The sequence below is a fragment of the Bradyrhizobium vignae genome (assembly GCF_900324035.1).
GTDB lineage: Bacteria > Pseudomonadota > Alphaproteobacteria > Rhizobiales > Xanthobacteraceae > Bradyrhizobium > Bradyrhizobium vignae.
In genome coordinates, this window is record NZ_LS398110.1 from 298,592 (window position 1) to 319,345 (window position 20,754).

A 20,754-nucleotide genomic window follows, 5' to 3' on the forward strand; every position below is an offset into this window, starting at 1 on the left:
AGACGACCATGGCAGAACGGCTCTCGGCGGAGACGCGCAAGCAGGCGCTGGGCGGATTACCGGGCTGGACTGAAGTCCAAGGCCGCGACGCCATCGGGAAAACCTTTGTCTTCAAGGATTTCAACGAGGCGTTCGGCTTCATGACCCGGGCCGCGCTGGCAGCCGAGAAGCTGGATCACCACCCCGAATGGCGCAACGTCTACAAGACGGTGGAGGTGGTGCTGTCGACCCACGACGCCGGCGGCGTCACCGCGCTCGACATCGCCCTGGCCAAGGCGATGAACGCCATCGCCGGCTGACACCAAGCTTACGTCTTGCAGCGACCGGCCGCATCCCCATCTTGTGATCGCCGGGATCGGGCGATCCGCCACCTCCGGCAGAACGGGGAGCATTTGAGCATGGCTGCCGAGCACAGCGTCGGCTTCGAGCCGGCCGATCGGCTCGCGGAAGATCGCGAGAGCGTGCGCCGCCGCTTCTGGCGCAATCTGAAGCGTGTCGCCGCGCAGCTGCCGTTCGCGGAAGATTTGCTTGCCGCCTATTACTGCGCGTTCGACCGGCAGACGCCGCGCCACGTTCAAGCCTCGCTGCTGGGTGCGATCGCCTATTTCATCCTGCCGTTCGACTTCGTCGCGGACGTGATGCCGGTCCTCGGCTTCGCCGATGACGCCGCCGTGCTCGCCACCGCCATCCGCATGGTTGCCGGCCACATCACGACCGAGCACCGCGAGGCCGCCCGCGCCGCGCTGAAGCGCGGGGTGGAGGAGGAGGCGACGGACTAGCCGTTGTTGACGGCAAGTCGTGGCGACACCTGCTGCTGTCATTCCCCGCTAAGGCGGGGAATGCAGTACGCCGCGGCCTCTAGTCATTGCCGTGACGGAATACTGGATCGCCCGCTTCAGACCGGCAGCGAATGTGTGGATGGCGCTCGCGACATCGTTGGTCGCAACGGCAACAGCTACTTCTTCTCCACCCGCGCCTTCTCCGCGTCCCACGCCTGGAATTGCCTGAACAGCGTCTCCTTGTCCGCGTCGGACACGTTTGCAGCGGTCGGGCTCTGCTTCAGGAACGCCTCGAAGCGCTGCCGCGTCACCGGCTCGACGCCGTGCTTGTCGAGCCAGTGCTGCGCCACCGGCAATCTGTTCCAGCCGGATAGCGGCGCCGCGAGCGAGACCTCCTTCCACTTGGGATGGAAGGGCGGGTTCTGCAGCGCGGGGAATTTCGTGAAGAACGCGTCCACGAACAGCGCGAGCTTGCGATAGCGCTCGGTGTTGGGTGCCCAATTATAAGCCGCGAGCACTGCAGGCACGGCGATCGTGTCGACGCTCTCGCCCTCCTTGATCAGGTTCGGATAATCCTTCGCGGTCAGCGTTGCCGGCAGATAGTCGCTCTGCAGCGGGGTCGCATAGTCCACCTTCGCGAGATGGAAGCGGCCATCATTGCCGAAGGTCGAGACCGATTTGTACGGCTTGCCGCCGACCACGATGACGGCGTCGATCTCGCCGGCCTTCAGCTTCTCCATCGCGATGCGCTGCTCGACATAGACGAATTTCGCCTTGATCCCGAGCCGCTCGAAAACGGTGAGCGCGCTGACGAAGGTGCCGCCGTTCGGCAGGTCGACGCTGACGGTCTTGCCTTCGAGGTCTTTGAGCGTTGCCACGGATTTCGGCGCGATCACCTGCATTTCTTCGTTGTAGAGCTTCGTCACATAGGTGAACTGCCGCTTGATGTCCTTGGCAAAGCCCTTGCGCTCGAGATAGTCGAGGGTGTCGGCGCGCACGATTCCGAGATCGACGCCCTGCAGGAACAGGATGTCGGCAACGCTCTGCACCGAGCCGCGGCCGACGATCGGCAGCACGCGGATCTTGTTGCCGTCGTCGAGCACCGAGGCGAGGTCGGCGCCGAACTGCACATAGGTGCCGCCGATCGTGCCGGTGATCAGCGTGACCGTGTTGGCGTTCAGCGCCTGCTTGGTCGAGGTCGAGCCGAACTGGAAGATGGCCTTCAGGCCGTCGGAGACCTTGGCCGGATCGTACTCGGTCTGCTCGGCGTGCGCCGCGAAGGCACAGATGGTCGTGATGGCGGCAAGCGCCATTTTCAAAGCATTACGCATGATGTCCCCTGAAGTGATCTAGTTCGAGAGCTGGGCGAGGCGCTGGCGCGCCTCCGCCGATCCGAGGCTGGCGGCGCGCTGATACCAGTCACGGGCGGCTGCCGCGTCGGCAATGACGCTTCGTGCGTCCTTGGTGCCGAGCACTGCCGGATCGTAGGTCTGTGCCAGCAGCAGCGCGGCCGTCGCGTCTTGCGCATTGGCCGCCCGTTCGAGCAGCAGGCGCGCCGCGGCGATGTCGCCGACGCCGATCAGACGTTTGGCGCGCGTCGTCAGTGCCGCAAGCGTGTCGGCGTCGAGGGTCCTGGCGGGCTCGGGCGGCGCAGGCTGCGCCGCGACAGGTGCCGGCGCATCGGTCTGCATTTGGACTTGGTTCTGGACCTGGCTTTGGGATTGGGCCTGCAGCGCAGTCTGATAGGCGGTCGCAATCGCTTCGCGGCTCGGCACTGGCGGTGCCGGGAGGTCCTGCTTGTCGGCGCTCGCCAGCATCGTGTCGGTCACGCGGCCGGGATCCTTGCTCGAGACTTGGTTTACGACCGGCGGGCTGGCGGTAGCCATTGCCTGCCCGGGAACTGCGCCGGCATAGTCGGCGAGAAGGCCACGCAGGTCGGACTGAAACACCACCGCCGCGATCGCGGCGGCGGATATCGCAAGGCCGGCAGCGACAAGAAGAGGCGCGATCCTGGCTCTGGGGCGCAGCGGCGCATATTCCCGCGGGTCCGGTGCGCCGAGCGGGTCGGACAGAAACAGTGGGATGGGATCGTCCTGCGCAAGCTCGGCGCGCCTGGCACGTGCGCGGATATAGGATGCGATGGGCGGATGTGATGCAGATCGATCGGAGTCGAGCGCGAGCGACTCCTTCGACGGTCGATAGGCCGTCGTCTCCATGGTGTGATGCTCCCTACTGACGCAACGCAGGGGCAGTCCCGGCTTCAGTCTTCTTGTTCTTGTCCAGGAGCGCCCCGCAAACTGGAACCGGTAAATCGCCGTTTGAATCAGTCCAAAAAACGACGACGATTGGGGCGAATCGGGAAATATTTGGGTTTGATTGGGGCGAGGTTGCGGAATGCACCTCTATTTTACTAACTGTGGTTGAGGGGGATTTATGATGCAGCGGCAGGCACACTGCCAGCTCCGCGCTCGCTGTCATTCCCCGCGTAGACGGGGAATCCAGTACGCCGCGGCCATCGATTCAACCACAACTGTCTCGGAGTACTGGATCGTCCGGTCATCAAGCCGGGCGATGACAGCTGTGTATGAAGCGGCGTCGCGATGACATCGCGATCACGGATGCAGGATCACCTTGCCCATCGCTTGGCGCCCCGCCAGCACCTTCAGCGCATCCGCCGTCTGCGCCAGCGGGAAGGTGCGGTCGACATGCGATGAGATCTTTCCTTCCGCGGTCCACTTCACGAGCTTCTCGAGATTGGCCCGGTTCTTCTCCGGATTCTGCCGGGTCCAGGCGCCCCAGAACACGCCGCGGATATCGCAGCCCTTCAACAGCGCGAGGTTCAGCGGCATCTTCGGAATGTCGCCGGCGGCAAAGCCGATGACGAGGAAGCGGCCTTCCCAGGCAATCGAGCGCAGCGCCTGCTCGGCATAGGCACCACCCACGGGATCGAAGATGATGTCGACGCCCTTGCCGCCGGTGAGCTTGCGCAGACCTTCCTTCAAATCTTCCTTCGCGTAGTTCAGCGTCAGCTCGGCGCCGTGCGCCTTGGCGAATTCAAGCTTCTCGTCGGACGAGGCGCAGGCGATCACCTTCAGGCCCATCAGCTTGCCGAGCTCGCAGGCGGCAAGGCCGGTGCCGCCGGCGGCCCCGAGCACCGCGAGCGTCTCGCCGGGCTTCGGACTGGCGCGATCTTCCAGCGCATGCAGTGCGGTGCCGTAGATGATGATGATGCCGGCCGCGCGGTCGTAGTCGAGATTGTCGGGGATCTTCACGATCGAGGCCGCCGGCAGCGCGATCTTCTCGCGTGCGCCGTTGTGGCCGCAGGATGCCACCACGCGGTCACCGACCTTGAGGTCGGTGACACCGGCGCCGATGCTCTCGATCACGCCCGCGACTTCCGCAGCCGGCGAGAACGGGAATGGCGGCTTGATCTGGTACTTGCCCTGGATCATCAGGATGTCGAAGAAATTCAGCGCCGCCGCCTTGATCGCGATCACGGCTTCGCCGGGGCCAGCCACCGGATCCGGCACATCGGCGAGCACGAGATCGTCGGGCTGGCAATATTGCGAGCAGAGGATGGCTTTCATCGCGGCACCTTGAGGCGTTTCGAGTGGAATTATGGTTGGCCCGGTTTTGCCGGATTTGATGCGGGTCGACAATCCGGATTCTTTGTCTCGGGTGATACGACGGCCTATCCTCCCGTCATTGCGAGCGCAGCGAAGCAAATCCAGAATCCGTCCTGCGGAAATAGCCTGGATTTGCTTCGCTGCGTTCGCAATGATGAAATCCGCGGAGAAAGGATTCAAACGATGTTTGAAACAGGTCTGCTCAAGGGCAAGCGCATCCTCGTCACCGGCGGCGGGTCGGGCCTTGGCGCCGCGATGGGACGCCGCTTCCTCGCGCTCGGCGCTGAGCTCGTGATCTGCGGCCGCAAGCTCGATCGGTTGGAAGCGACGGCAGCGGAGATGCGCGAAGAGACCGGCGGCAAAGTCACGACCATCGCCTGCGATATCCGCGACGGCGCGGCCGTCGACAGCATGATGGATGCGATCTGGCGCGAGGCGCCGCTCGACATCCTCGTCAACAATGCCGCTGCCACCTTCATCGCGCAGAGCGAGCATCTCTCCTTCCGCGCCGCGGATGCGATCCTGGCGCCGACGCTGCATGGCGCGATGTATTGCACGCTCGCCGCCGGCAGGCGTTGGATCGAGGGCAAGCACGGCGGCGTCGTGCTGTCGATCCTCTCGACCTCCACCATCACCGGCCGCGCCTTCACGGTTCCGTCGGCGATGGCGAAGTCGGCGCTGCTCGCGATGACCAAGAGTCTCGCCGTGGAATGGGGCCCGAAGGCCATCCGCAACGTTGCGATCGCGCCGGGCCCGTTCCCGACCGCAGGGGCCGCCGGGCAACTCCGTCCCGAGGGCCGCGACGAAGGCTGGACCTCGCGCAACCCGCTTGGGCGCACCGGCGAGCACGACGAGCTTGCCGATCTCGCCAGCTTCCTGGTCTCGGACCGTGCCGCCTACATCAATGGCGAGATGGTGGTGATCGACGGTGGCGCGCATTTGCGCAGTTCCGGCGCCGAGGATTTGCTTGCCTGGACCGAGGCACAATGGGCCGAGCAACGCGCCGCGCGATCCAAGGCCTAACCGCCACCGATACCGCTAACTGCCTTCCCAAATTGGACTTTCCCGGCTATCCCTGCCCGGGGACAAAGCGCGCTCGGGCCATCTTCCAGTCACAATATTGAGGGAACCACTCCAGCATGTGGCGGGTGCTGATTTTAGCTTTGATGACTGGCGTCATGGCCGGGCGGATTGTCGATTCCGCGTGGGCGCAGACGGCGCAACCGGCGCCCAAGTCTGTTCCAAAAGAGTCTGTTCCAAAAGAGTCTGCTCCAAAAGAGGCGACACCGAAGCCGGCCTCGCCGGCCAGCACGACTGCAAAGGCGGCCTCGAAGCCCGAGAGCAAATCGGCGGCCTCGCCCGCCGCAGTTGCGGGCGGCGCCGAGCCGACCCTGATCGGGCAGTTCGGCACCTGGGGAGCATACTCGGCGGCGCCGAACGGCAAGAAGGTCTGCTTCGCGCTGGCAAAGCCGTCGTCGTCGAAGACCAACCCGCCGAACCGGCCGCGTGATCCCGCCTATGCCTTCGTGTCGACCCGGCCGGCGGAGAAGGTGAGCAACGAGGTCTCGGTGATGATCGGCTACGCGCTGAAGCCGGGCTCGGAATCGACCGTCGAGGTCGGCGGCGCCTCCTTCGCCATGTACACGCAGGGTGACGGGCTCTGGATCAAGAACGCGGCCGAGGAGGAGCGGATGGTCGAAACCATGCGCAAATCTGCCGATCTCGTGGTCAAGGGCGTCTCGGCCAAGGGGACCGAGACGACCGATACCTTCTCGCTGAAGGGTCTCGCCCAGGCGCTCGACAAGATCGCACAGGACTGCAGGCGGTAACGCCTCGTCGTTAAGGCTGAGGGCGATAAGGTCGCAATCGGCGGTTCCGATTGCTATATAGGGGTTATCCCAAAGGTGCTGCCGTCATGGCCGGGCTTGTCCCGGCCATCCACGCGCTGGCTCCGGGCGGGAAGAACGTGGATGCCCGGGACAAGCCCGGCCATGACGAGACAGCAGCAATCTCAGGCAAGCGATGACCGAGCCGCACAACGCAACATTGGTGGAGAAGACTCCGCTCGAAACCTATGTGCCGCCGGCAAAGCCGTCGCTGATCGGCCTGTCGCGCGCCGAGCTTGCAGATCGCCTCGGCGAGATCGGCGTTGCACCGGCCCAGCGCAAGATGCGCGTGCAGCAGCTGTGGCACTGGATCTATTTCCGCGGCGCCCAGAGCTTTGACGAGATGACCTCGATCTCGAAGGGCATTCGCGCCGATCTCGCCCAGCATTTCACCGTCGACCGGCCGGAAGTCGTGGCCGAGCAGATTTCCAATGACGGCACCCGCAAATGGCTGCTGCGGCTGCCGAGCGGCGACGCCGTCCAGAAGGCGCATGAAGTCGAGTGCGTCTACATCCCCGAAACCGATCGCGGCACGCTCTGCGTCTCCTCGCAGGTCGGCTGCACGCTCAACTGCGCGTTCTGCCACACCGGCACGCAGCGCCTGGTGCGCAACCTCACCGCCGGCGAGATCGTCGGACAGGTGATGGTCGCGCGCGATCGCCTGAACGACTGGGCCGATCGCGAGGACGGCACGCGCCGCGTCACCAACATCGTGATGATGGGCATGGGCGAGCCGCTCTACAATTTCGACGCGGTGCGCGATGCGCTGCTCATCGTCGGCGACAACGAAGGCATCGGCATCTCGCGCCGCCGCATCACGCTCTCGACCTCGGGCGTGGTGCCCAACATCGTGCGCGCCGGCGAGGAGATCGGCGTCATGCTCGCGATCTCGCTGCATGCTGTGCGCGATGAATTGCGCAACGAGCTGGTACCGCTCAACCGCAAATATCCGATCAAGGAGCTCTTGCAGGCCTGCCGCGACTATCCCGGCGCCTCGAATGCGCGCCGCATCACCTTTGAATATGTGATGCTCAAGGGCGTCAACGATTCGCTCGACGATGCAAAGCTGCTGGTGAAGCTGCTCAAGGGCATTCCGGCCAAGATCAATCTGATCCCGTTCAATCCCTGGCCTGGCACGGCCTATGAGTGTTCGGACTGGGATCAGATCGAAAAATTCTCCGAATACATCTTCAACGCCGGCTATTCCTCACCCGTGCGCACCCCGCGCGGCCGCGACATCCTCGCCGCCTGCGGCCAGCTCAAGTCGGAGACCGAGAAGCTCAGCGCCAGGGAGCGCCAGGCGCTGCGCGCCATGGCGATGACGGATTAGCTTTCTATGTCCGCGCTCTCGCATCCCCGTCATTGCGAGCACAGCGAAGCATCCAGAATATCTCCGCGGCGGCAGTCTGGATTGCTCACATGGGGATTTGGTGTGTCAAGGCGGTTTGTTCAGCTCTTTGTTCGATTGCAGGCCAGCTCTTCGTCCCGACCGTGGAGCACGTAGGATGGCGAGCGCAGATCGAGTCAAGGTCGGCCCGTAGGGCCGTCGCGAAGCGACTTGGCCTTGACTCGAGCGAGCACGCCATCAGGCTTTGGCAGTCGGGGCAGCGGGCGGATAACTCCTTTTCGTCAGGCGATCCAAGGGTCGAGCCGGTTTTTGCAATCTGGTTTGCTTGCCAGATCAAACTCACATTCGGTCGCCGCGCGGCGGCGGCTGCACCAACATTCCGCTTGCGGCGGGCAGGCTCGAGAGGACGAGACCATTCTTCGTTACGGCGTTTGAAGCCATGCAATCCATCGGTTCGTCCACCCGGATCGGCCGAGGCTGATCAATCTCGGCGGATTGGCTTTGAGGCTGAGGAGCGTGGTGTCAGGCGGCGGCCTTTATCTCGGCTCCCTCGATCACCACGCCCGCGGTCACGTACTTCCAGAGGGCCACGAGCAGCTTGCGCGCGAGCGCCACGATCGCGCGCTTGCGGCCGCGTTGGCTGTGCACCTTGAACCACTGGGTCAAAGCCGATTGAGGCTGGTGGCGTACCCAGAGCCAGGCGAGCTGGATCATCGTGGTTCTCAGGCGCGGATTGCCAGCCTTCGACACGCCTTGCTCGCGCTCGATGCCGCCACTGCGCCATGGCGTGGCTGCAAGGCCGGCATAGGATGCAATCTGGCGGCGGTTGGCGAACTGCCGGTAAAAGGCCTCCGACCAGAGAACGGCCGTGAAGTTCGGGCCCAGGCTCTTCAGTTCGAGCAGCATTGCCACCGGGTTCGATACGGTCTTCTCCCCCGCCGCCTTGCTCGCGGCCAGCAACGCATCCTGCTCGCGCTCCACCGCCGTGATCTGGTCGAGCAGCAGTTCGAGCCGGTCGAGTTCGCGGCTGATCTGCGCCTTCAGATGCGCCAGCAAGGCGCGCCCGTCGCCCGTCCGCAAGGCCTCCAGCCGCTTCCGCCGGTCTCGCCGCAGCGGCGCGTAGTCGAAGATCCCTTGCGCGAACAGAAGACCCTTGATCCGGTTCACATGCTCGATCCGCTCCGCGATCAAGGTCTCTCGCTCGCGGCACAGCCTACGGCGGTCCTCCTCTGCCGGAGAGGGCGCAACGACCATGGCGCAGACCCGTACCTCGCCGCGCTTGTAGGCCAGCAGCGTCCGCAACAGCGTCTCGCCATCCAGCCGGTCCGTCTTGGCCCGCCGGCGCCGGCGCGGCGTCGCAATCGAGGCCGGATCGACTACGTGGCTCTCGATGCCTTCCTGCTGCAGGGCGCGGTGAAGCCAGAACCCGTCCAGCCCCGCCTCCTGGATCGCGATGAGCGGATAGCTCTCACCCGTTCGCGCCTGCGCCTTGCGCTTCAGCTCCGCAAACAGCTTCAACAGTTCCGAAAGGTCGCCGGCCTTCATGCTGCGTTTGGACATCTTCTCGCCCTTGCAGGGCGACAGCGAAGTGACCAGCCATGTCGAACGGCTCAGTTCCAATGACACAAAAATTGCGCCAAACTGCGTGCGGATAGCGGCCAGTCCGTCGGAAGGATGATCGAGCAACATCGTCGTCTCCAGGTTGAATGGATTCAGCAACCCTCAGTCTGGCCTCAGACCTGGTCGCTATCCACTCCCCATGGAATCTTCGCTGCGCTCCTCGCAATGGCGACTGAGTTGACATTTTTTGCCATGTCCCTGATCGGCCGCCTCATCATCATCTTCATCGGCTTCCTCGCCGCCTGCTTCGTCGGCGGCATGATCGTCGTCGTCGCGCTGCTGTTCCCGGAATTCGCAGATCTCGGCGCCGGTCCCGTCGATCAAGGTGCGATCGATATCCTGCTCGGCTTTGGCTTCATCTTCGTCTCGGGCTTCGCGCTGGTGCCGGCGGCGGTGATCGTCGCCGTCACCGAAGCGCTCTACATCCGCAGCGCGCTGGCTTACGCCGTCGGCGGCGGCCTCGTCGGGCTCGCCTGTTATCTCGGCCTTGTTCCGTTTCACGCCGACACCTTGCAGTTCGAAGGCATCGTGCGGCGTCACCTGGAGATCATGACCGGCGCCGGCATCGTCGCCGGTGTGGTCTATTGGCTGATCGCCGGCCGCAACGCTGGCGCCTGGCGCGAGCCGCCGCCTCCGCACAAGCCGCCTCCGCCGCTGCCGTCACAGTCGCGGCCGGACGGGCGGTAATTTATGTGCGTCATTCCGGGGTGATGCGAAGCATCGAACTATGGTGCGCAATTGCGCACCTGAGGTCTGGTCCTTCGGACCATCCCGGAATGACGGTGGCAAAGGGTTTCCATCCTCCTTCCACTCCGCTAAACCGCGCGCCATGAACCGGACTGGACTCTTCATCGCCCTGGCGCTCTGGCTCGTGATTGGCCTTGTTTTCGGCCTCTATCCCGAGCTCGATCTCAAGCTCGCTGCGCTGTTCTTCGACCCCGCGACCAGGACGTTTCCGCTCAAGCTGAACGAATGGGCCGGCTTTGCGCGCGATGCGGCGATGTGGATCGCCTGGGCCTTTGCGCTGCCGTCGCTCGTCGCGCTCGTGGTCAAGATGATCCGGCCCGACCGGCCGCTGATGGTGCCAGGGCGCACGATCATTTTCCTGCTGGTGACGTTGACCATGTCGGCCGGTATTTTGACCAACCTGACGTTCAAGAATTACTGGGGCCGTCCCCGTCCGGTGGTGGTGACCGAGTTTGCCGGCGATCAGCAATTCGTGCCTTGGTGGGATCCGCGCGGCGGCTGCGGACGCAACTGCTCGTTCTTCTCCGGTGAAGGGGCAACCGCATTCTGGACGCTCGCGCCCGCTGCACTGGCGCCGCCGGCGTGGCGGCCACTTGCCTATACCGCCGTCGTGGTGTTCGGCGCGGTGACCAGCGGGCTGCGCATGGCCTTCGGTGGCCACTTCTTCACCGACGTTTCCATCGCGGGCCTCGTGACCTTCGTCGTGATCTGGTTCGCCTACGCGCTGATTTACCGCTGGCCGCGGACGCGGTTTTCGGACGAGGCGGTCGATGCCGTCTTGACCCGGCTGAACATGCCCGCCTACCGGCTCCGCCAGCGCCTGTTCGGCCGCAAGACCGGTCCCGAGCCCTCGGTTTGAGCCATTAAAAGCGTGCCGAGCCTCGCGAAATTTGATATTCGCCGCCCTCGAGCCACAACATCAGCTATTTGAGACCGATTGGACGCGCCATGACCACGATCCTGAAAAGCCTGCCCAAGGGTGAGAAAGTCGGCATCGCTTTTTCGGGCGGCCTCGACACCTCTGCGGCGCTGCTCTGGATGAAGCAGAAGGGGGCGCGCTGCTACGCCTACACCGCCAATCTCGGCCAGCCCGACGAGGCCGACTACAACGAGATTCCGCGCAAGGCGATGGAGTTCGGTGCCGAGAAGGCGCGCCTCGTCGATTGCCGCACGCAGCTGGTCCACGAAGGCATCGCCGCGATCCAGTCGGGCGCCTTCCACATCTCGACCGGCGGCATCACCTATTTCAACACCACGCCGCTCGGGCGCGCCGTCACCGGCACGATGCTGGTCGCGGCGATGAAAGAGGACGGCGTCAACATCTGGGGCGACGGCTCGACCTTCAAGGGCAACGACATCGAGCGCTTCTACCGCTACGGCCTGCTCACCAATCCCGGCCTGAAGATCTACAAGCCCTGGCTCGACCAGCAGTTCATCGACGAGCTCGGCGGCCGCGCCGAGATGTCGGCGTTCATGACCGCTCAGGGCTTCGCCTACAAGATGAGTGCGGAGAAGGCGTACTCGACCGACAGCAATTTGCTTGGCGCCACCCATGAGGCGAAGGATCTCGAAAGCCTCGACAGCGGCATCAAGATCGTCAATCCGATCATGGGCGTGCCGTTCTGGCGCGATGACTGCGCGGTGAAGGCCGAGACGGTCGTGGTGCGCTTTGAGGAAGGCCAGCCGACCGCGCTGAACGGCCAGACCTTCTCCGATCCCGTCGCGCTGTTCCTCGAAGCCAATGCGATCGGCGGCCGCCACGGCCTCGGCATGAGCGACCAGATCGAGAACCGCATCATCGAGGCCAAGAGCCGCGGCATCTACGAGGCCCCCGGCATGGCGCTGCTGCACATCGCCTATGAGCGCCTTGTCACCGGCATCCACAACGAGGACACCATCGAGCAGTACCGCATCAGCGGCATGCGCCTGGGACGTCTGCTCTATCAGGGCCGCTGGTTCGACTCGCAGGCCTTGATGTTGCGCGAAACCGCGCAGCGCTGGGTCGCGCGCGCCGTCACCGGCGAGGTCACCCTGGAGCTGCGCCGCGGCAACGACTATTCGATCCTCAACACCGAAAGCCCCAACCTCACTTATGCGCCGGAGCGGCTCAGCATGGAGAAGGTCGAGGACGCCGCCTTCACGCCGGCCGACCGCATCGGCCAGCTCACCATGCGCAACCTCGACATCGCCGACACCCGCACCAAGCTGAAGCTCTACAGCGACACCGGCCTGCTCTCGGGCAGCGAGGGCTCGCAGATCTTCCGGCTCGAGAGCGACAAGGGGTGAAGCTGGTGTAGCTTCATTCGTCATTGCTGAGCGAAGCGAAGCAATCCAGAATCTCTCGGCGGTGACAGTCTGGATCTCCTCGCAATGACGAGAGCCCAAAACAAAAATGGCCGGGATCGCTCCCGGCCATTTGCGTTTGTGCTTCGCCTTACCGCGGCGGCGCGGTGCCGGGCGGGGGCGGCGGCAGCGAGGCCGTGCCGCCGTTGAGCAGCGGCGTGATGCGGCGGACGGTGACGCGCCGGTTGATCCGGCTCGGTCCGTCGGTCTGCTCCTTCAGGTACTGCTTGCCGTAGCCCTGCGAGGTCAGGTTCTCGGCGGGCACGCCGAACTGCTGCGTCAACAACTCGGCCGCGGCCTGCGCACGGCGATCCGACAGCGACAGATTGTCGACGTCGTTGCCGACCGCGTCGGTGTGTCCCTCGATCAGGAACACCTCGCGCGGGTTGCGCTGGATCGCCCGGTTGAGGCCGTCGGCGATCACCTGGAGCCGGGCCACCTGGTCCGGCGGGATGGTCCACGATCCCGTCTCGAAGTTGATCGTGTTGACGTCGATGCTCGGCATCTGCATGCGAACATTGGGGCTGTAGCGGATTTCGTCGAGCGTATAGCGCCGCTCGATCCGCTGTACCGGCGGTGCCTCCATGGTCGCGTAGATCACGTCCGGCGACGCCTCCTCAGCGTCGACGATGTAGCGATCATAGGGAATGTTCACGACCGGCGGCGGCACGTCGACATAGAAGCCGCCGACCGAGCGCGGATCGCGGTAGCTGTTGTCGATGATGACGATCTCACGTCCGCCGGGGTCCCTGCGGATTCGCCGCAGCAGCGAACCGTCCGGACCGACCACCGTGATGACCTCGCTGCCATCAGGGCGAATCACGACGGTGCGGGTTTCGCCGCCCTCGCTGAAGGTGCGGATGTCGCGGGCGCCGTAACGGAAGCGGTAGAGATCGTTGCCGCGGACATACTCCTGGCCGCCGGGGTCGCGGATGATGATGCGATCCGGCTCGGTGTAGACGGTGCGTCCGCCTTCGACGACCTCCTGCCGCTGATTGCGGTAGTCGGCGATGGTCGCGCCGATCACGGCGCCGGCCACCACGCCCGCACCGATCGCGAGCGGCGTCAGGTCACGCTGTGGCGGGCGGGGCGGCGGCGGCAACGGTGCTGCGACCGTCGGCGCGGCGCGGAAGGCCGGTGCGACCGTCGGCGGCGCGTATTGCGCCCGGTTCGGCGGTGGTGCTGCGGCCGGCGTGCCGGGGACGACCGTTGGCGCTGGGGCGCCGGCGGGAGCTGCGGGGCGAGGCGGGAGATTGCCGGCCTGCGGCGGCGCAGCCGGAGTTCCGGCAGCGGGCGCGCCGGCAGGAGGCGTTCCACCCTGTTGGCCAGGGGTTGGCGTCGCGGTCGGAGCTGGGGTTGGGCCGGGGGCCGGCGTCGCCGATCCCGGACGTCCGGCCGGCGGCGTCGCGGTGCCGCTCGGGGCCGGCGTTGCCGTTGGAGCAGGCATGGCTCCGGGGGCTGGCGATCCCGCCGCCGGAGGCGCCCCGGGACGTGCGCCGGGTGGAGGCGCGCCGGGGCGGCCGGCTGGCGGTGCACCAGGCGTGCTGCCCGGAGCCGGCGTTGCGGTCGGCGCAGGGGTCGGCGTCGGCGTTGGTGTCGCCGTCGGAGCGGGCGTGGCTGCCGGCGCAGCTGCGCCGGGGCGGGCCGTGGGCGCAGCTGTCGGAGCAGGCGGGGTTGCCGTGGGCGCAGGCGTCGGCCGGGCCGACGGAGCCGCGGCGGGCGGAGGCGGAGGAGGAGGGGGTGGCGTCGGGCGAGCCGCAGGCGGCGGCGTGGTGGGTGCGTGCTGCTGCGGAGCCGCGGCCGGAGGCGGTGCCGGAGGCGTGGGCGCAGGACGTGCCGCGGGGGGCGCCGGAGGAGGCGGTGTCGGGGCGTGCTGCTGCGGGGCAGCGGCCGGAGGCGGCGCAGGTTGCTTCGGGGCGGCCGGCGGCGGTGGAGGCGGCGCAGGTTGCTTCGGGGCGGCCGGCGGCGATGGAGGCGGCGCAGGTTGCTTCGGAGCGGCCGGCGGCGGCGGGGGCGCCGGACGGGCCGCAGGCGGAGGCGAAGGCGGTGGCGGCGCTGCCGGGCGCGGCGGTGCGGCTGCCGGCGGGGGCGCTGCGGGCGGGTGGGGCGGTGCAGCCGCGGGCGGCGGTGCCGCTGGGCGTGCGGGTGCTGGCGGTGGGGCGGCCCCTGGCGGTCCCTTCGGCGGCTGCTTCGGTTTTCCGTCAGGACCCGTCTCTTGCGGCTGGGCCTGTGCGACCACGAGCGGCGAAGCGCTTTGCGCATGCGATGCGGTGTTTGCCAATTGCATCGCGGTCAGAGCCGTCGTCGCAAGCAGCACGATACGAAGGTTGGTCATGGTGGTGAACTTCCCCGGAAGGTTCTTTGACGAAAGTGTTGGGATGAACAGCTACGCGTTAGGCCGCATTGTGGCGGGCGATGCGACCGCAGTCCGATTTATTTCTGCACGCAAATCACCTCACTATGGTGACGTTCATTGCGCATTCAGACGCTTCTTGCAATCGCCTCACCTGTGATGCTTCGCCTCATACGTGATCCTGCGGTGGAGCTGCGTCCGTCGCAGGATTGGGCGTCAGCGGACCGTTCGGTCCGCGTCGTGGAATCTCTTCCGGCATATGGCCGGGCAATTCATCCGGCCGCGGTGTTTCGCCGGGCTCGCGCGTCGGCGGCGTGATGTCGGGCTGTGGATTGCCCGGCGGAATTCCGGGCGGCGGCTCGGTCGGAGTGCCGGGCGTCGATGGCGGAATCTCGGGCGGTTCGATCGGCATCGGCATCATCGAGATCGTTGTCCAGAGAACGACAACGACCATGTCGCGCTGATGTTCCGCACCACATCGATTCGAAGTCTGCGTTATTCGGGCGCGTGACAGACGGCCTCGATATTGTGGCCATCAGGATCGAGCACGAAGGCGCCGTAATAATTGGCATGATAATGCGGGCGGATGCCGGGCGGGCCGTTATCGCGGCCGCCGGCCGCGATCGCCGCCTTGTAGAAGGCATCCACCGTGGCGCGGTCCTTCGCTGCGATCGCAATGTGCACCGGCTTGTTCATGGCGCCTTCCGCGCCGAACCAGAAGTCCGGCTTACCGTCGGCGCCGAAACCTGCGGCCGCAGCGTGACCGGTCTGCTCGGCCGTCACTTCCATGATCAGGCCATAGCCGAGCGGCGCCAGCGCCTTCGCATAGAACGTTTTTGCGCGCTCATAGTCGGAGACCGAGAAACCCAGATGGTCGATCATCGCAACCTCTCCTGTTCGTCCTTGTCAGCGTGACAGGAACGTATTGCTCCGTGTCTTGCGTGCGATCGTAAAGCCGCGCGCGACCATGTCGGCAATACAATCCTGCTGCCATTCGTTTCGTGACAGGTGTTCGATCACGACCGCGCGCGGCCAGAGCGATTGCGGCGCGTCGCGGAAGAAGCCGATCAGCACGCGGTCCTCGAAGCCCTCGACGTCGATCTTGAGCGAATCGACCTTTGTGACGCCGGCCTCCTCGAGAATGCGCATCAAGCGTAGCGACGGCACCTTGATGGCCTCGGCACCGGCCGAGCCGGTGACGACGTGAGTGGCGCCGAGATTGCCGCCGCCGCTCTCGATCATCAGCTCGCCGTCGCTGTCCCCCGCGGCCGCCTGCACCAGGCGCACCTGCGGCGTCTTCGACGCGGCGTGATTGAAGGAGAGCCGTCCGAAGGTCAGCGGATGCGGCTCGATCGCGACCACCTTGCCTGATGGCCCGACCTGCCGCGCCATCACCAGCGCAAAGGTGCCGACATTGGCGCCGACATCGACGAACACGCCGCCCGCAGGGGTGTGCTGGCGCAGGAAGTCGAGCTCGTCGAGATTGTAGTCGGGATTGAACAGCGCGCCGCGCTCGGTCGCGCTGCCCTGGTGATAGAAGCGGAACGAGGCGCCCTGATACTGCACGTCGAGCGGGCCGCTGCGCAGCAGATTGACCAGCCGCGACAGCCAGGGTCGGAACGCGCCGCGCATCAGCCCCGAGCGCGTCGCGAGGCGGATGATCGCAGCCTGTGCCGCATTGGGGGCAAACGCGCCGAACGGCGCGGACGAAGGGGCGTTGTCGGACGTCAAGCAGCAGGTCCTCGTTGCAGGCGGCGCATGCATAGCCGGTTTTGGCGACAACTCCAACGGGCGGGTTGTAGCCTGGATGGAGCGTTACAGCGTGTTCTCGCGCGTGGACGGACCGGTCCCGGATTGCGCTTCGCTCATCCGGGCTTCGGATCACGCTGCCTTCTTCCGCTGGTGCAGCAATCGCCCGAGCAGCTTGCGCTTGCCCTTGCGCGGAATCAGCTCGACGTCGCTGACGAGTTTTGCGCCGCCCTTGCGCCGCTCCAGCACGATCTTGCGGCTGTGGAAAGCCTCCAGCTCGGCGCGATGCGCGACGCTGACGATGGTCGCCTTCGGCAGCTCGCCGGTGATCATCTTCATCATCTTGTCCTGGCTCCGCTCGTCGAGCGCCGAGGTTGCCTCATCGAGCACGACGATATCAGGATTGTGCAGCAGCAGCCGTGCGAAGGCGAGGCGCTGTTTCTCACCGCCGGACAGCGTCTGGTCCCACGGTCCTTCCTCTTCGATCTTCCCCTTGAGATGATCGAGGCCGACCTTGTGCAGGGCTTCGCCGATCTCCTCGACGGTCCAGTGGTCGGCGGCGCCGGGATAGGCGACCGCGCGCCGCAAGGAGCCGGAGGGCACGTAAGGCCGCTGCGGCAGCATGAACAGACGCCGGTCGGCATGCAAATTCACGCTTCCGCCGCCCCATGGCCACAGGCCTGCGATGGCGCGCACCAGCGTGCTCTTGCCGGTGCCGGATTCGCCGGCGACGAGCAGCCGTTCGCCCGGGTCTATCACGACTTCGGTCTCGCCGACCACGGCGGTGCCGTCATCGAGCGTGACCGAGAGATCCTTCATCTCAAGCATGGCGTCGTTGCGCGTCTCCCCGCGCTTGATGCGGCCAAGGCCGTCGCCCTGCTCGGCGCGTTCGAGGCCGTCGAGCGACATCATCAGCGAGGCGATGCGGCGCGCGCAGGCATTCCAGTCGGCCAGCCGCGGATAATTGTCGACCAGCCAGCCGAACGCACTCTGCACGATGGTGAAGGCGGAGGCCGCCTGCATCACCTGTCCCAGCGTCATGCTGCCGTCGAGGAATTTTGGCGCGCAGAGGAGAAGCGGGACAACGGGAGCAACGAGGCTGGATCCCTGCGACACCAGCGTAGTGCGCATGTGCTGGCCGGCGAGGCGCGCCCACTGCCGCAGCACGCGGTTGAAATTGCGGTCGATGCCGTCGCGCTCCTCCTCCTCGCCGCCGAGCAGCGCGATACTTTCGCCGTTCTCGCGCACGCGCGTCAGCGTGTAGCGGAAATCAGCTTCGGCCTGGTTCTTCTCCTCGGAGACCTGCACGAAGCGCCGGCCGATCGCCACGATCGAGCCGGATGCGATCGCGGCGTACAGGATCGCGGCGATCACCAGAAAGCCGGGAATCGTGATGGACGAGCCGCCGAGCACGACGGTGAGCGCACCGCCGATGGTCCAGAGCACGACGATGAAGGTCGCAGCCGACAGCAGCGCGGACGTGACGCCGGCGAGGAAATCGACCGGAGAGTCGGTGGCAATCCGCAGATCCTCCGCGATTCGGTATTCGGGATTTTGGTGGTCGCCGCCGACGAGATTGAGCTGGTAGTAGCGCCCGTTCTTGAGCCACCTGGTCAGCACGCTCGCAGTCAGCCAGGCCCGCCAGCGCCGCTGGATGCCCATGCGCGCGAACACCTGCGCGACGGCGAGCACGATGCTGCCGATCGCGAGCGGGAAGAACACCGCCGTGAGATGGAAGACGCTCGTCGCATCGCGCTTCTCGATGGCGTCGAAGATCGCGCGATTCCAGACATTGATGCCGTATTGGAAGCCGACGGTCAGGACGATCAGCGCGCCGAGACCGATCGAGAACGGCCAGGCCAAGCGGTTGCCGTTGCGGCCCCAGAAGCCGCGCGCGCTGATCCAGAACCGCGTCAGCAGATAATCCTTGCGCGCCTGCTCGGCTTCCTCGGTTGAGAGCTCGGGGTCAGGTTCGACCAGGTCGGGCGGCGGCGGTGTCACTTCATCGCCGTTCTCGCCTTTGATCTCGACAATGGGCGGCTGTTTGCCCTGTTCGCGCGTTGCGGCCGGCTTGTGCATGAGCGGACAACGCAAAGGAAATCAAACGGTTCCCTTGGGTTCCGGCCGGCGAATCACTCGGCGGCGCCGTCGCGCACGCGTCGCGGCCGTGCCGCATGGTGCAGAACGCGCGACAATTCCTCGATCGAATAGGGCTTTTGCACGAGATCGAATCCGGCAGCGCCGTCCTGTGACAGGGCCTGGCTGTAGCCGGTGGTCAGCACGACCGGCACGCCGATGCCGCGGTCGCGGATCGCCTGCGCCAGATCGAGCCCGGTCATCCCGGGCATCACCACGTCCGAGAACACGACATCGAAACGATCCGCGTCCACGGCGAGCTCGGCGAGTGCATCGGCCGCATTGTCGACCAGCGTGATGGTGTAGCCGAGTTCGGTGAGCCCATCGGCGGCGAAATTGGCGAGCTCGATATTGTCCTCGACCACCAGCACCGACATGCCGCTGCCGGCCACCGCCGGCGCAGTGTTGGGCGCCTGGCGCTGCGGCAACAGGTCCGGCGGGACGCGCGGCAGATAGAGCGAGAAGGTGCTGCCCTGCCCCACCTCGCTCGTGACAGTCACCTCGCCGCCCGATTGCCGGGTGAAGCCGAACACCTGGGACAGGCCGAGACCGGTGCCGTGGCCGACCTGCTTCGTAGTGAAGAACGGCTCGAAGATGCGCCCTATTCGCGCGGCGGGAATGCCGATGCCGGTGTCGCTGACGGTCACGCGGACGAAGCCATGCTCTGTCATGGCCGGGCTGGCCGAAAGCTGCACCGTTGCGTCCGCAACGGTCGTTGTTGCCTCGACGCTGAAAACGATCCTGCCTTTGCCCTGCATGGCATCGCGCGCATTGGTCGCCATGTTGATCAGCGCGGTCTCGAACTGGCTGGCATCGGCATTGACAAGGCACGGCTCCGCCGGCAGCTGCATGACGATCTCGATCGCGGGACCCAGCAGCGTGGCGAGCATGTCGTGCAGCGACTGCACCCGCGCACCGACGTCGAACACCTCCGGCTTGAGGGGCTCGCGCCGTGCAAAGGCGAGCAGCTGCGAGGTCAGCTTGGCTGCGCGCGCCACTGAATCGGCGATGGCCGTGATGTAGCGCTGCCGCCGCTCCTCGGTCAGCTGCGGCCGGTTCAAAAGGTCGACCGAAGCGCGGATCACCGTCAGGAGATTGTTGAAGTCGTGGGCGACGCCTCCGGTGAGCTGTCCGAGCGCTTCCAGGCGCTGGCTGTGCTTGAGCGCCTCCTCGGCCTCGCGCCGCTTTGCAGCTTCGGCCTGAAGGTGCTGGGTGCGCCGCAAGGCGAGCGCCAGCAGCAGAAACAGCAGTGCGGTGGCGGGAATGCCGAACACCAGATGCTGGCCCATGGTGGCGAACCAGCGCGCGCGGATCGCCGAGGTCTCGAGCCCGGCGCTGACATAGATCGGATATTCGGCGACGCGACGGTAGGCGATGCGCCGCTCGATGCCGTCCGAGGGCCATGCCACGGTGATGAGGCCGTGCTCGGGTTGAGCCACGATCTTCCGGCCTACAGGGCCGGCCGGATCGAGCCGGAGGTCGTGGTCAAGCCGGGGAAAATGCGTGAGCACCGCACCGTCGGTGCGTGCCATCGCGAAGAAGCTGCCGGGATCCGATCCAATTCTGGCGTAAAAACTCTCGAAATATTCCGGCAGGACCGAGGCCTGGATCACGCCGATGAAGCGGCCGTCGTCGGAGTCACGGCGGCGGCTCACGCCGAAGAAGCGGGCACCTTGATAGGGCGGACGCGGCGTCAGCGGCATGCCGATGAAGGTGCCGATGGTCTGGTCGACATGGGCATAGAAGTAATCGCGGTCGGCAAAGCCGAGGTCCGGCGGTGGCGAGACAAGGCTGTTGACCAGAGCTTTTCCGTGCGCATCGAAGATCCAGGCCGATTTGAGCTGCGGCAGCGAATCGGTCAGCCGCTTCAGCCGGCGATGCAGCGTCGGCTCTCGGGCGCGGATGGTATCGTCTGAAAGGCCGCGCACGACCTCGTTGAGCTCGGCAAGGCTGCGGTCGATGGTCTCGAACACCTTGAGCGCGTGCTCATGCGCGACATCGACCGTGCGCTCGATCTCCCGGTCGGCGATATCCTTGGTCGATGTGTAGGAGATCGTGGCGGCAACGGCGAACAGCGCAATCGGCAGCGCCAGGGATGCCGCCATCATCCACTGCAACAGCCTCAGCGAGTTGCGTTGCGCCCTCTGCACAGTCGCTCCGTCCCGAG

Annotated in this window: 18 protein-coding genes; 8 read left to right on the plus strand and 10 right to left on the minus strand. The window is 65.8% G+C overall.

What is annotated here, in order from left to right; translation table 11 throughout:
* Positions 1 to 8 precede the first annotated feature (8 nt).
* Together BRAD3257_RS01450 and BRAD3257_RS01455 are read left to right on the plus strand one after the other, a co-directional pair.
* The gene (locus tag BRAD3257_RS01450) at positions 9 to 299 is read left to right on the plus strand and encodes a 4a-hydroxytetrahydrobiopterin dehydratase (RefSeq protein ID WP_122400339.1); all 291 of its coding nucleotides are present in this window, start codon (positions 9 to 11) and stop codon (positions 297 to 299) included.
* A gap of 99 nt (positions 300 to 398) precedes the next feature.
* Entirely contained in the window at positions 399 to 779 is a 381-nt protein-coding gene (locus BRAD3257_RS01455; RefSeq protein WP_122400340.1) for a YkvA family protein, read from the plus strand.
* Positions 780 to 955: 176 nt separating this feature from the next.
* Here the strand turns inward: BRAD3257_RS01455 and BRAD3257_RS01460 are convergent, their stop codons facing one another.
* The 3 genes from BRAD3257_RS01460 to BRAD3257_RS01470 all read right to left on the minus strand — a co-directional run bounded on the left by BRAD3257_RS01460 (position 956) and on the right by BRAD3257_RS01470 (position 4,366).
* Positions 956 to 2,110 carry a TAXI family TRAP transporter solute-binding subunit gene (locus BRAD3257_RS01460; RefSeq protein WP_122400341.1) on the minus strand — a complete coding sequence of 385 codons (1,155 nt, stop codon included), beginning with the start codon at positions 2,108 to 2,110 and terminating at the stop codon, positions 956 to 958.
* A gap of 18 nt (positions 2,111 to 2,128) precedes the next feature.
* Positions 2,129 to 2,995, minus strand: coding sequence for a hypothetical protein (locus BRAD3257_RS01465; protein WP_122400342.1), 867 nt, complete (start codon positions 2,993 to 2,995; stop codon positions 2,129 to 2,131).
* 396 nt (positions 2,996 to 3,391) lie between these two features.
* Positions 3,392 to 4,366, minus strand: coding sequence for an NADPH:quinone oxidoreductase family protein (locus tag BRAD3257_RS01470; RefSeq protein ID WP_122400343.1), 975 nt, complete (start codon positions 4,364 to 4,366; stop codon positions 3,392 to 3,394).
* Between the two features lie 222 nt (positions 4,367 to 4,588).
* Between BRAD3257_RS01470 and BRAD3257_RS01475 the strand changes: the two genes are divergently transcribed.
* The 3 genes from BRAD3257_RS01475 (at position 4,589) to rlmN (ending at position 7,621) form a co-directional block, all read left to right on the plus strand.
* Positions 4,589 to 5,428, plus strand: a complete 840-nt coding sequence (locus tag BRAD3257_RS01475) for an SDR family oxidoreductase (RefSeq protein WP_122400344.1) — start codon at positions 4,589 to 4,591, stop codon at positions 5,426 to 5,428.
* A 116-nt stretch (positions 5,429 to 5,544) separates the two neighbouring features.
* The gene (locus BRAD3257_RS01480) at positions 5,545 to 6,234 is read left to right on the plus strand and encodes an invasion associated locus B family protein (protein ID WP_122400345.1); all 690 of its coding nucleotides are present in this window, start codon (positions 5,545 to 5,547) and stop codon (positions 6,232 to 6,234) included.
* 193 nt (positions 6,235 to 6,427) lie between these two features.
* Positions 6,428 to 7,621: a dual-specificity RNA methyltransferase RlmN gene (gene rlmN / locus BRAD3257_RS01485; RefSeq protein ID WP_122400346.1), complete on the plus strand. Its 1,194-nt coding sequence runs from the start codon at positions 6,428 to 6,430 to the stop codon at positions 7,619 to 7,621.
* Positions 7,622 to 8,161: 540 nt separating this feature from the next.
* On the opposite strand, the gene BRAD3257_RS01490 is transcribed toward rlmN, so the two are convergent.
* Positions 8,162 to 9,328, minus strand: a complete 1,167-nt coding sequence (locus BRAD3257_RS01490) for an IS110 family RNA-guided transposase (protein WP_122406309.1) — start codon at positions 9,326 to 9,328, stop codon at positions 8,162 to 8,164.
* Positions 9,329 to 9,451: 123 nt separating this feature from the next.
* Here BRAD3257_RS01490 and BRAD3257_RS01495 point away from each other — a divergent pair, with 123 nt between their 5' ends.
* From BRAD3257_RS01495 to argG, 3 genes are all read left to right on the plus strand, one after another.
* A complete protein-coding gene (locus BRAD3257_RS01495) occupies positions 9,452 to 9,946 on the plus strand; it encodes a hypothetical protein (RefSeq protein ID WP_122406318.1) in 495 nt (164 codons plus the stop codon).
* A 142-nt stretch (positions 9,947 to 10,088) separates the two neighbouring features.
* Positions 10,089 to 10,865: a phosphatase PAP2 family protein gene (locus BRAD3257_RS01500; protein WP_122400347.1), complete on the plus strand. Its 777-nt coding sequence runs from the start codon at positions 10,089 to 10,091 to the stop codon at positions 10,863 to 10,865.
* A gap of 89 nt (positions 10,866 to 10,954) precedes the next feature.
* Positions 10,955 to 12,292 (plus strand): argininosuccinate synthase, encoded by a 1,338-nt coding sequence (gene argG / locus BRAD3257_RS01505; protein ID WP_122400348.1) that lies wholly within the window; start codon positions 10,955 to 10,957, stop codon positions 12,290 to 12,292.
* A 148-nt stretch (positions 12,293 to 12,440) separates the two neighbouring features.
* Here argG and BRAD3257_RS01510 read toward each other — a convergent pair whose 3' ends face one another.
* The 6 genes from BRAD3257_RS01510 to BRAD3257_RS01535 all read right to left on the minus strand — a co-directional run bounded on the left by BRAD3257_RS01510 (position 12,441) and on the right by BRAD3257_RS01535 (position 20,737).
* The gene (locus BRAD3257_RS01510; RefSeq protein WP_122400349.1) at positions 12,441 to 14,684 is read right to left on the minus strand and encodes an OmpA family protein; all 2,244 of its coding nucleotides are present in this window, start codon (positions 14,682 to 14,684) and stop codon (positions 12,441 to 12,443) included.
* A 187-nt stretch (positions 14,685 to 14,871) separates the two neighbouring features.
* Positions 14,872 to 15,114, minus strand: a complete 243-nt coding sequence (locus tag BRAD3257_RS01515) for a hypothetical protein (protein WP_162500532.1) — start codon at positions 15,112 to 15,114, stop codon at positions 14,872 to 14,874.
* Between the two features lie 83 nt (positions 15,115 to 15,197).
* Positions 15,198 to 15,584, minus strand: coding sequence for a VOC family protein (locus BRAD3257_RS01520; RefSeq protein WP_122400350.1), 387 nt, complete (start codon positions 15,582 to 15,584; stop codon positions 15,198 to 15,200).
* A 24-nt stretch (positions 15,585 to 15,608) separates the two neighbouring features.
* Entirely contained in the window at positions 15,609 to 16,433 is an 825-nt protein-coding gene (locus BRAD3257_RS01525; RefSeq protein ID WP_162500060.1) for an FkbM family methyltransferase, read from the minus strand.
* A gap of 150 nt (positions 16,434 to 16,583) precedes the next feature.
* The gene (locus tag BRAD3257_RS01530) at positions 16,584 to 18,530 is read right to left on the minus strand and encodes an ABC transporter ATP-binding protein/permease (protein WP_122400352.1); all 1,947 of its coding nucleotides are present in this window, start codon (positions 18,528 to 18,530) and stop codon (positions 16,584 to 16,586) included.
* 53 nt (positions 18,531 to 18,583) lie between these two features.
* Entirely contained in the window at positions 18,584 to 20,737 is a 2,154-nt protein-coding gene (locus BRAD3257_RS01535; protein WP_122400353.1) for a hybrid sensor histidine kinase/response regulator, read from the minus strand.
* Positions 20,738 to 20,754: the final 17 nt, after the last annotated feature.

Excerpts from the sequence above, each read along its gene's own strand:
- BRAD3257_RS01490 (WP_122406309.1), bottom strand. The coding sequence starts at position 9,328 with ATGTTGCTCGATCATCCTTCCGACGGACTGGCCGCTATCCGCACGCAG.
- BRAD3257_RS01530 (WP_122400352.1), bottom strand. The coding sequence starts at position 18,530 with ATGCACAAGCCGGCCGCAACGCGCGAACAGGGCAAACAGCCGCCCATT.
- BRAD3257_RS01520 (WP_122400350.1), bottom strand. The coding sequence starts at position 15,584 with ATGATCGACCATCTGGGTTTCTCGGTCTCCGACTATGAGCGCGCAAAA.
- BRAD3257_RS01500 (WP_122400347.1), top strand. The coding sequence starts at position 10,089 with ATGAACCGGACTGGACTCTTCATCGCCCTGGCGCTCTGGCTCGTGATT.
- BRAD3257_RS01510 (WP_122400349.1), bottom strand. The coding sequence starts at position 14,684 with ATGACCAACCTTCGTATCGTGCTGCTTGCGACGACGGCTCTGACCGCG.
- rlmN (WP_122400346.1), top strand. The coding sequence starts at position 6,428 with ATGACCGAGCCGCACAACGCAACATTGGTGGAGAAGACTCCGCTCGAA.
- BRAD3257_RS01470 (WP_122400343.1), bottom strand. The coding sequence starts at position 4,366 with ATGAAAGCCATCCTCTGCTCGCAATATTGCCAGCCCGACGATCTCGTG.
- BRAD3257_RS01495 (WP_122406318.1), top strand. The coding sequence starts at position 9,452 with ATGTCCCTGATCGGCCGCCTCATCATCATCTTCATCGGCTTCCTCGCC.
- BRAD3257_RS01480 (WP_122400345.1), top strand. The coding sequence starts at position 5,545 with ATGTGGCGGGTGCTGATTTTAGCTTTGATGACTGGCGTCATGGCCGGG.
- BRAD3257_RS01455 (WP_122400340.1), top strand. The coding sequence starts at position 399 with ATGGCTGCCGAGCACAGCGTCGGCTTCGAGCCGGCCGATCGGCTCGCG.
- BRAD3257_RS01515 (WP_162500532.1), bottom strand. The coding sequence starts at position 15,114 with ATGCCGATCGAACCGCCCGAGATTCCGCCATCGACGCCCGGCACTCCG.
- argG (WP_122400348.1), top strand. The coding sequence starts at position 10,955 with ATGACCACGATCCTGAAAAGCCTGCCCAAGGGTGAGAAAGTCGGCATC.
- BRAD3257_RS01450 (WP_122400339.1), top strand. The coding sequence starts at position 9 with ATGGCAGAACGGCTCTCGGCGGAGACGCGCAAGCAGGCGCTGGGCGGA.
- BRAD3257_RS01460 (WP_122400341.1), bottom strand. The coding sequence starts at position 2,110 with ATGCGTAATGCTTTGAAAATGGCGCTTGCCGCCATCACGACCATCTGT.
- BRAD3257_RS01475 (WP_122400344.1), top strand. The coding sequence starts at position 4,589 with ATGTTTGAAACAGGTCTGCTCAAGGGCAAGCGCATCCTCGTCACCGGC.
- BRAD3257_RS01465 (WP_122400342.1), bottom strand. The coding sequence starts at position 2,995 with ATGGAGACGACGGCCTATCGACCGTCGAAGGAGTCGCTCGCGCTCGAC.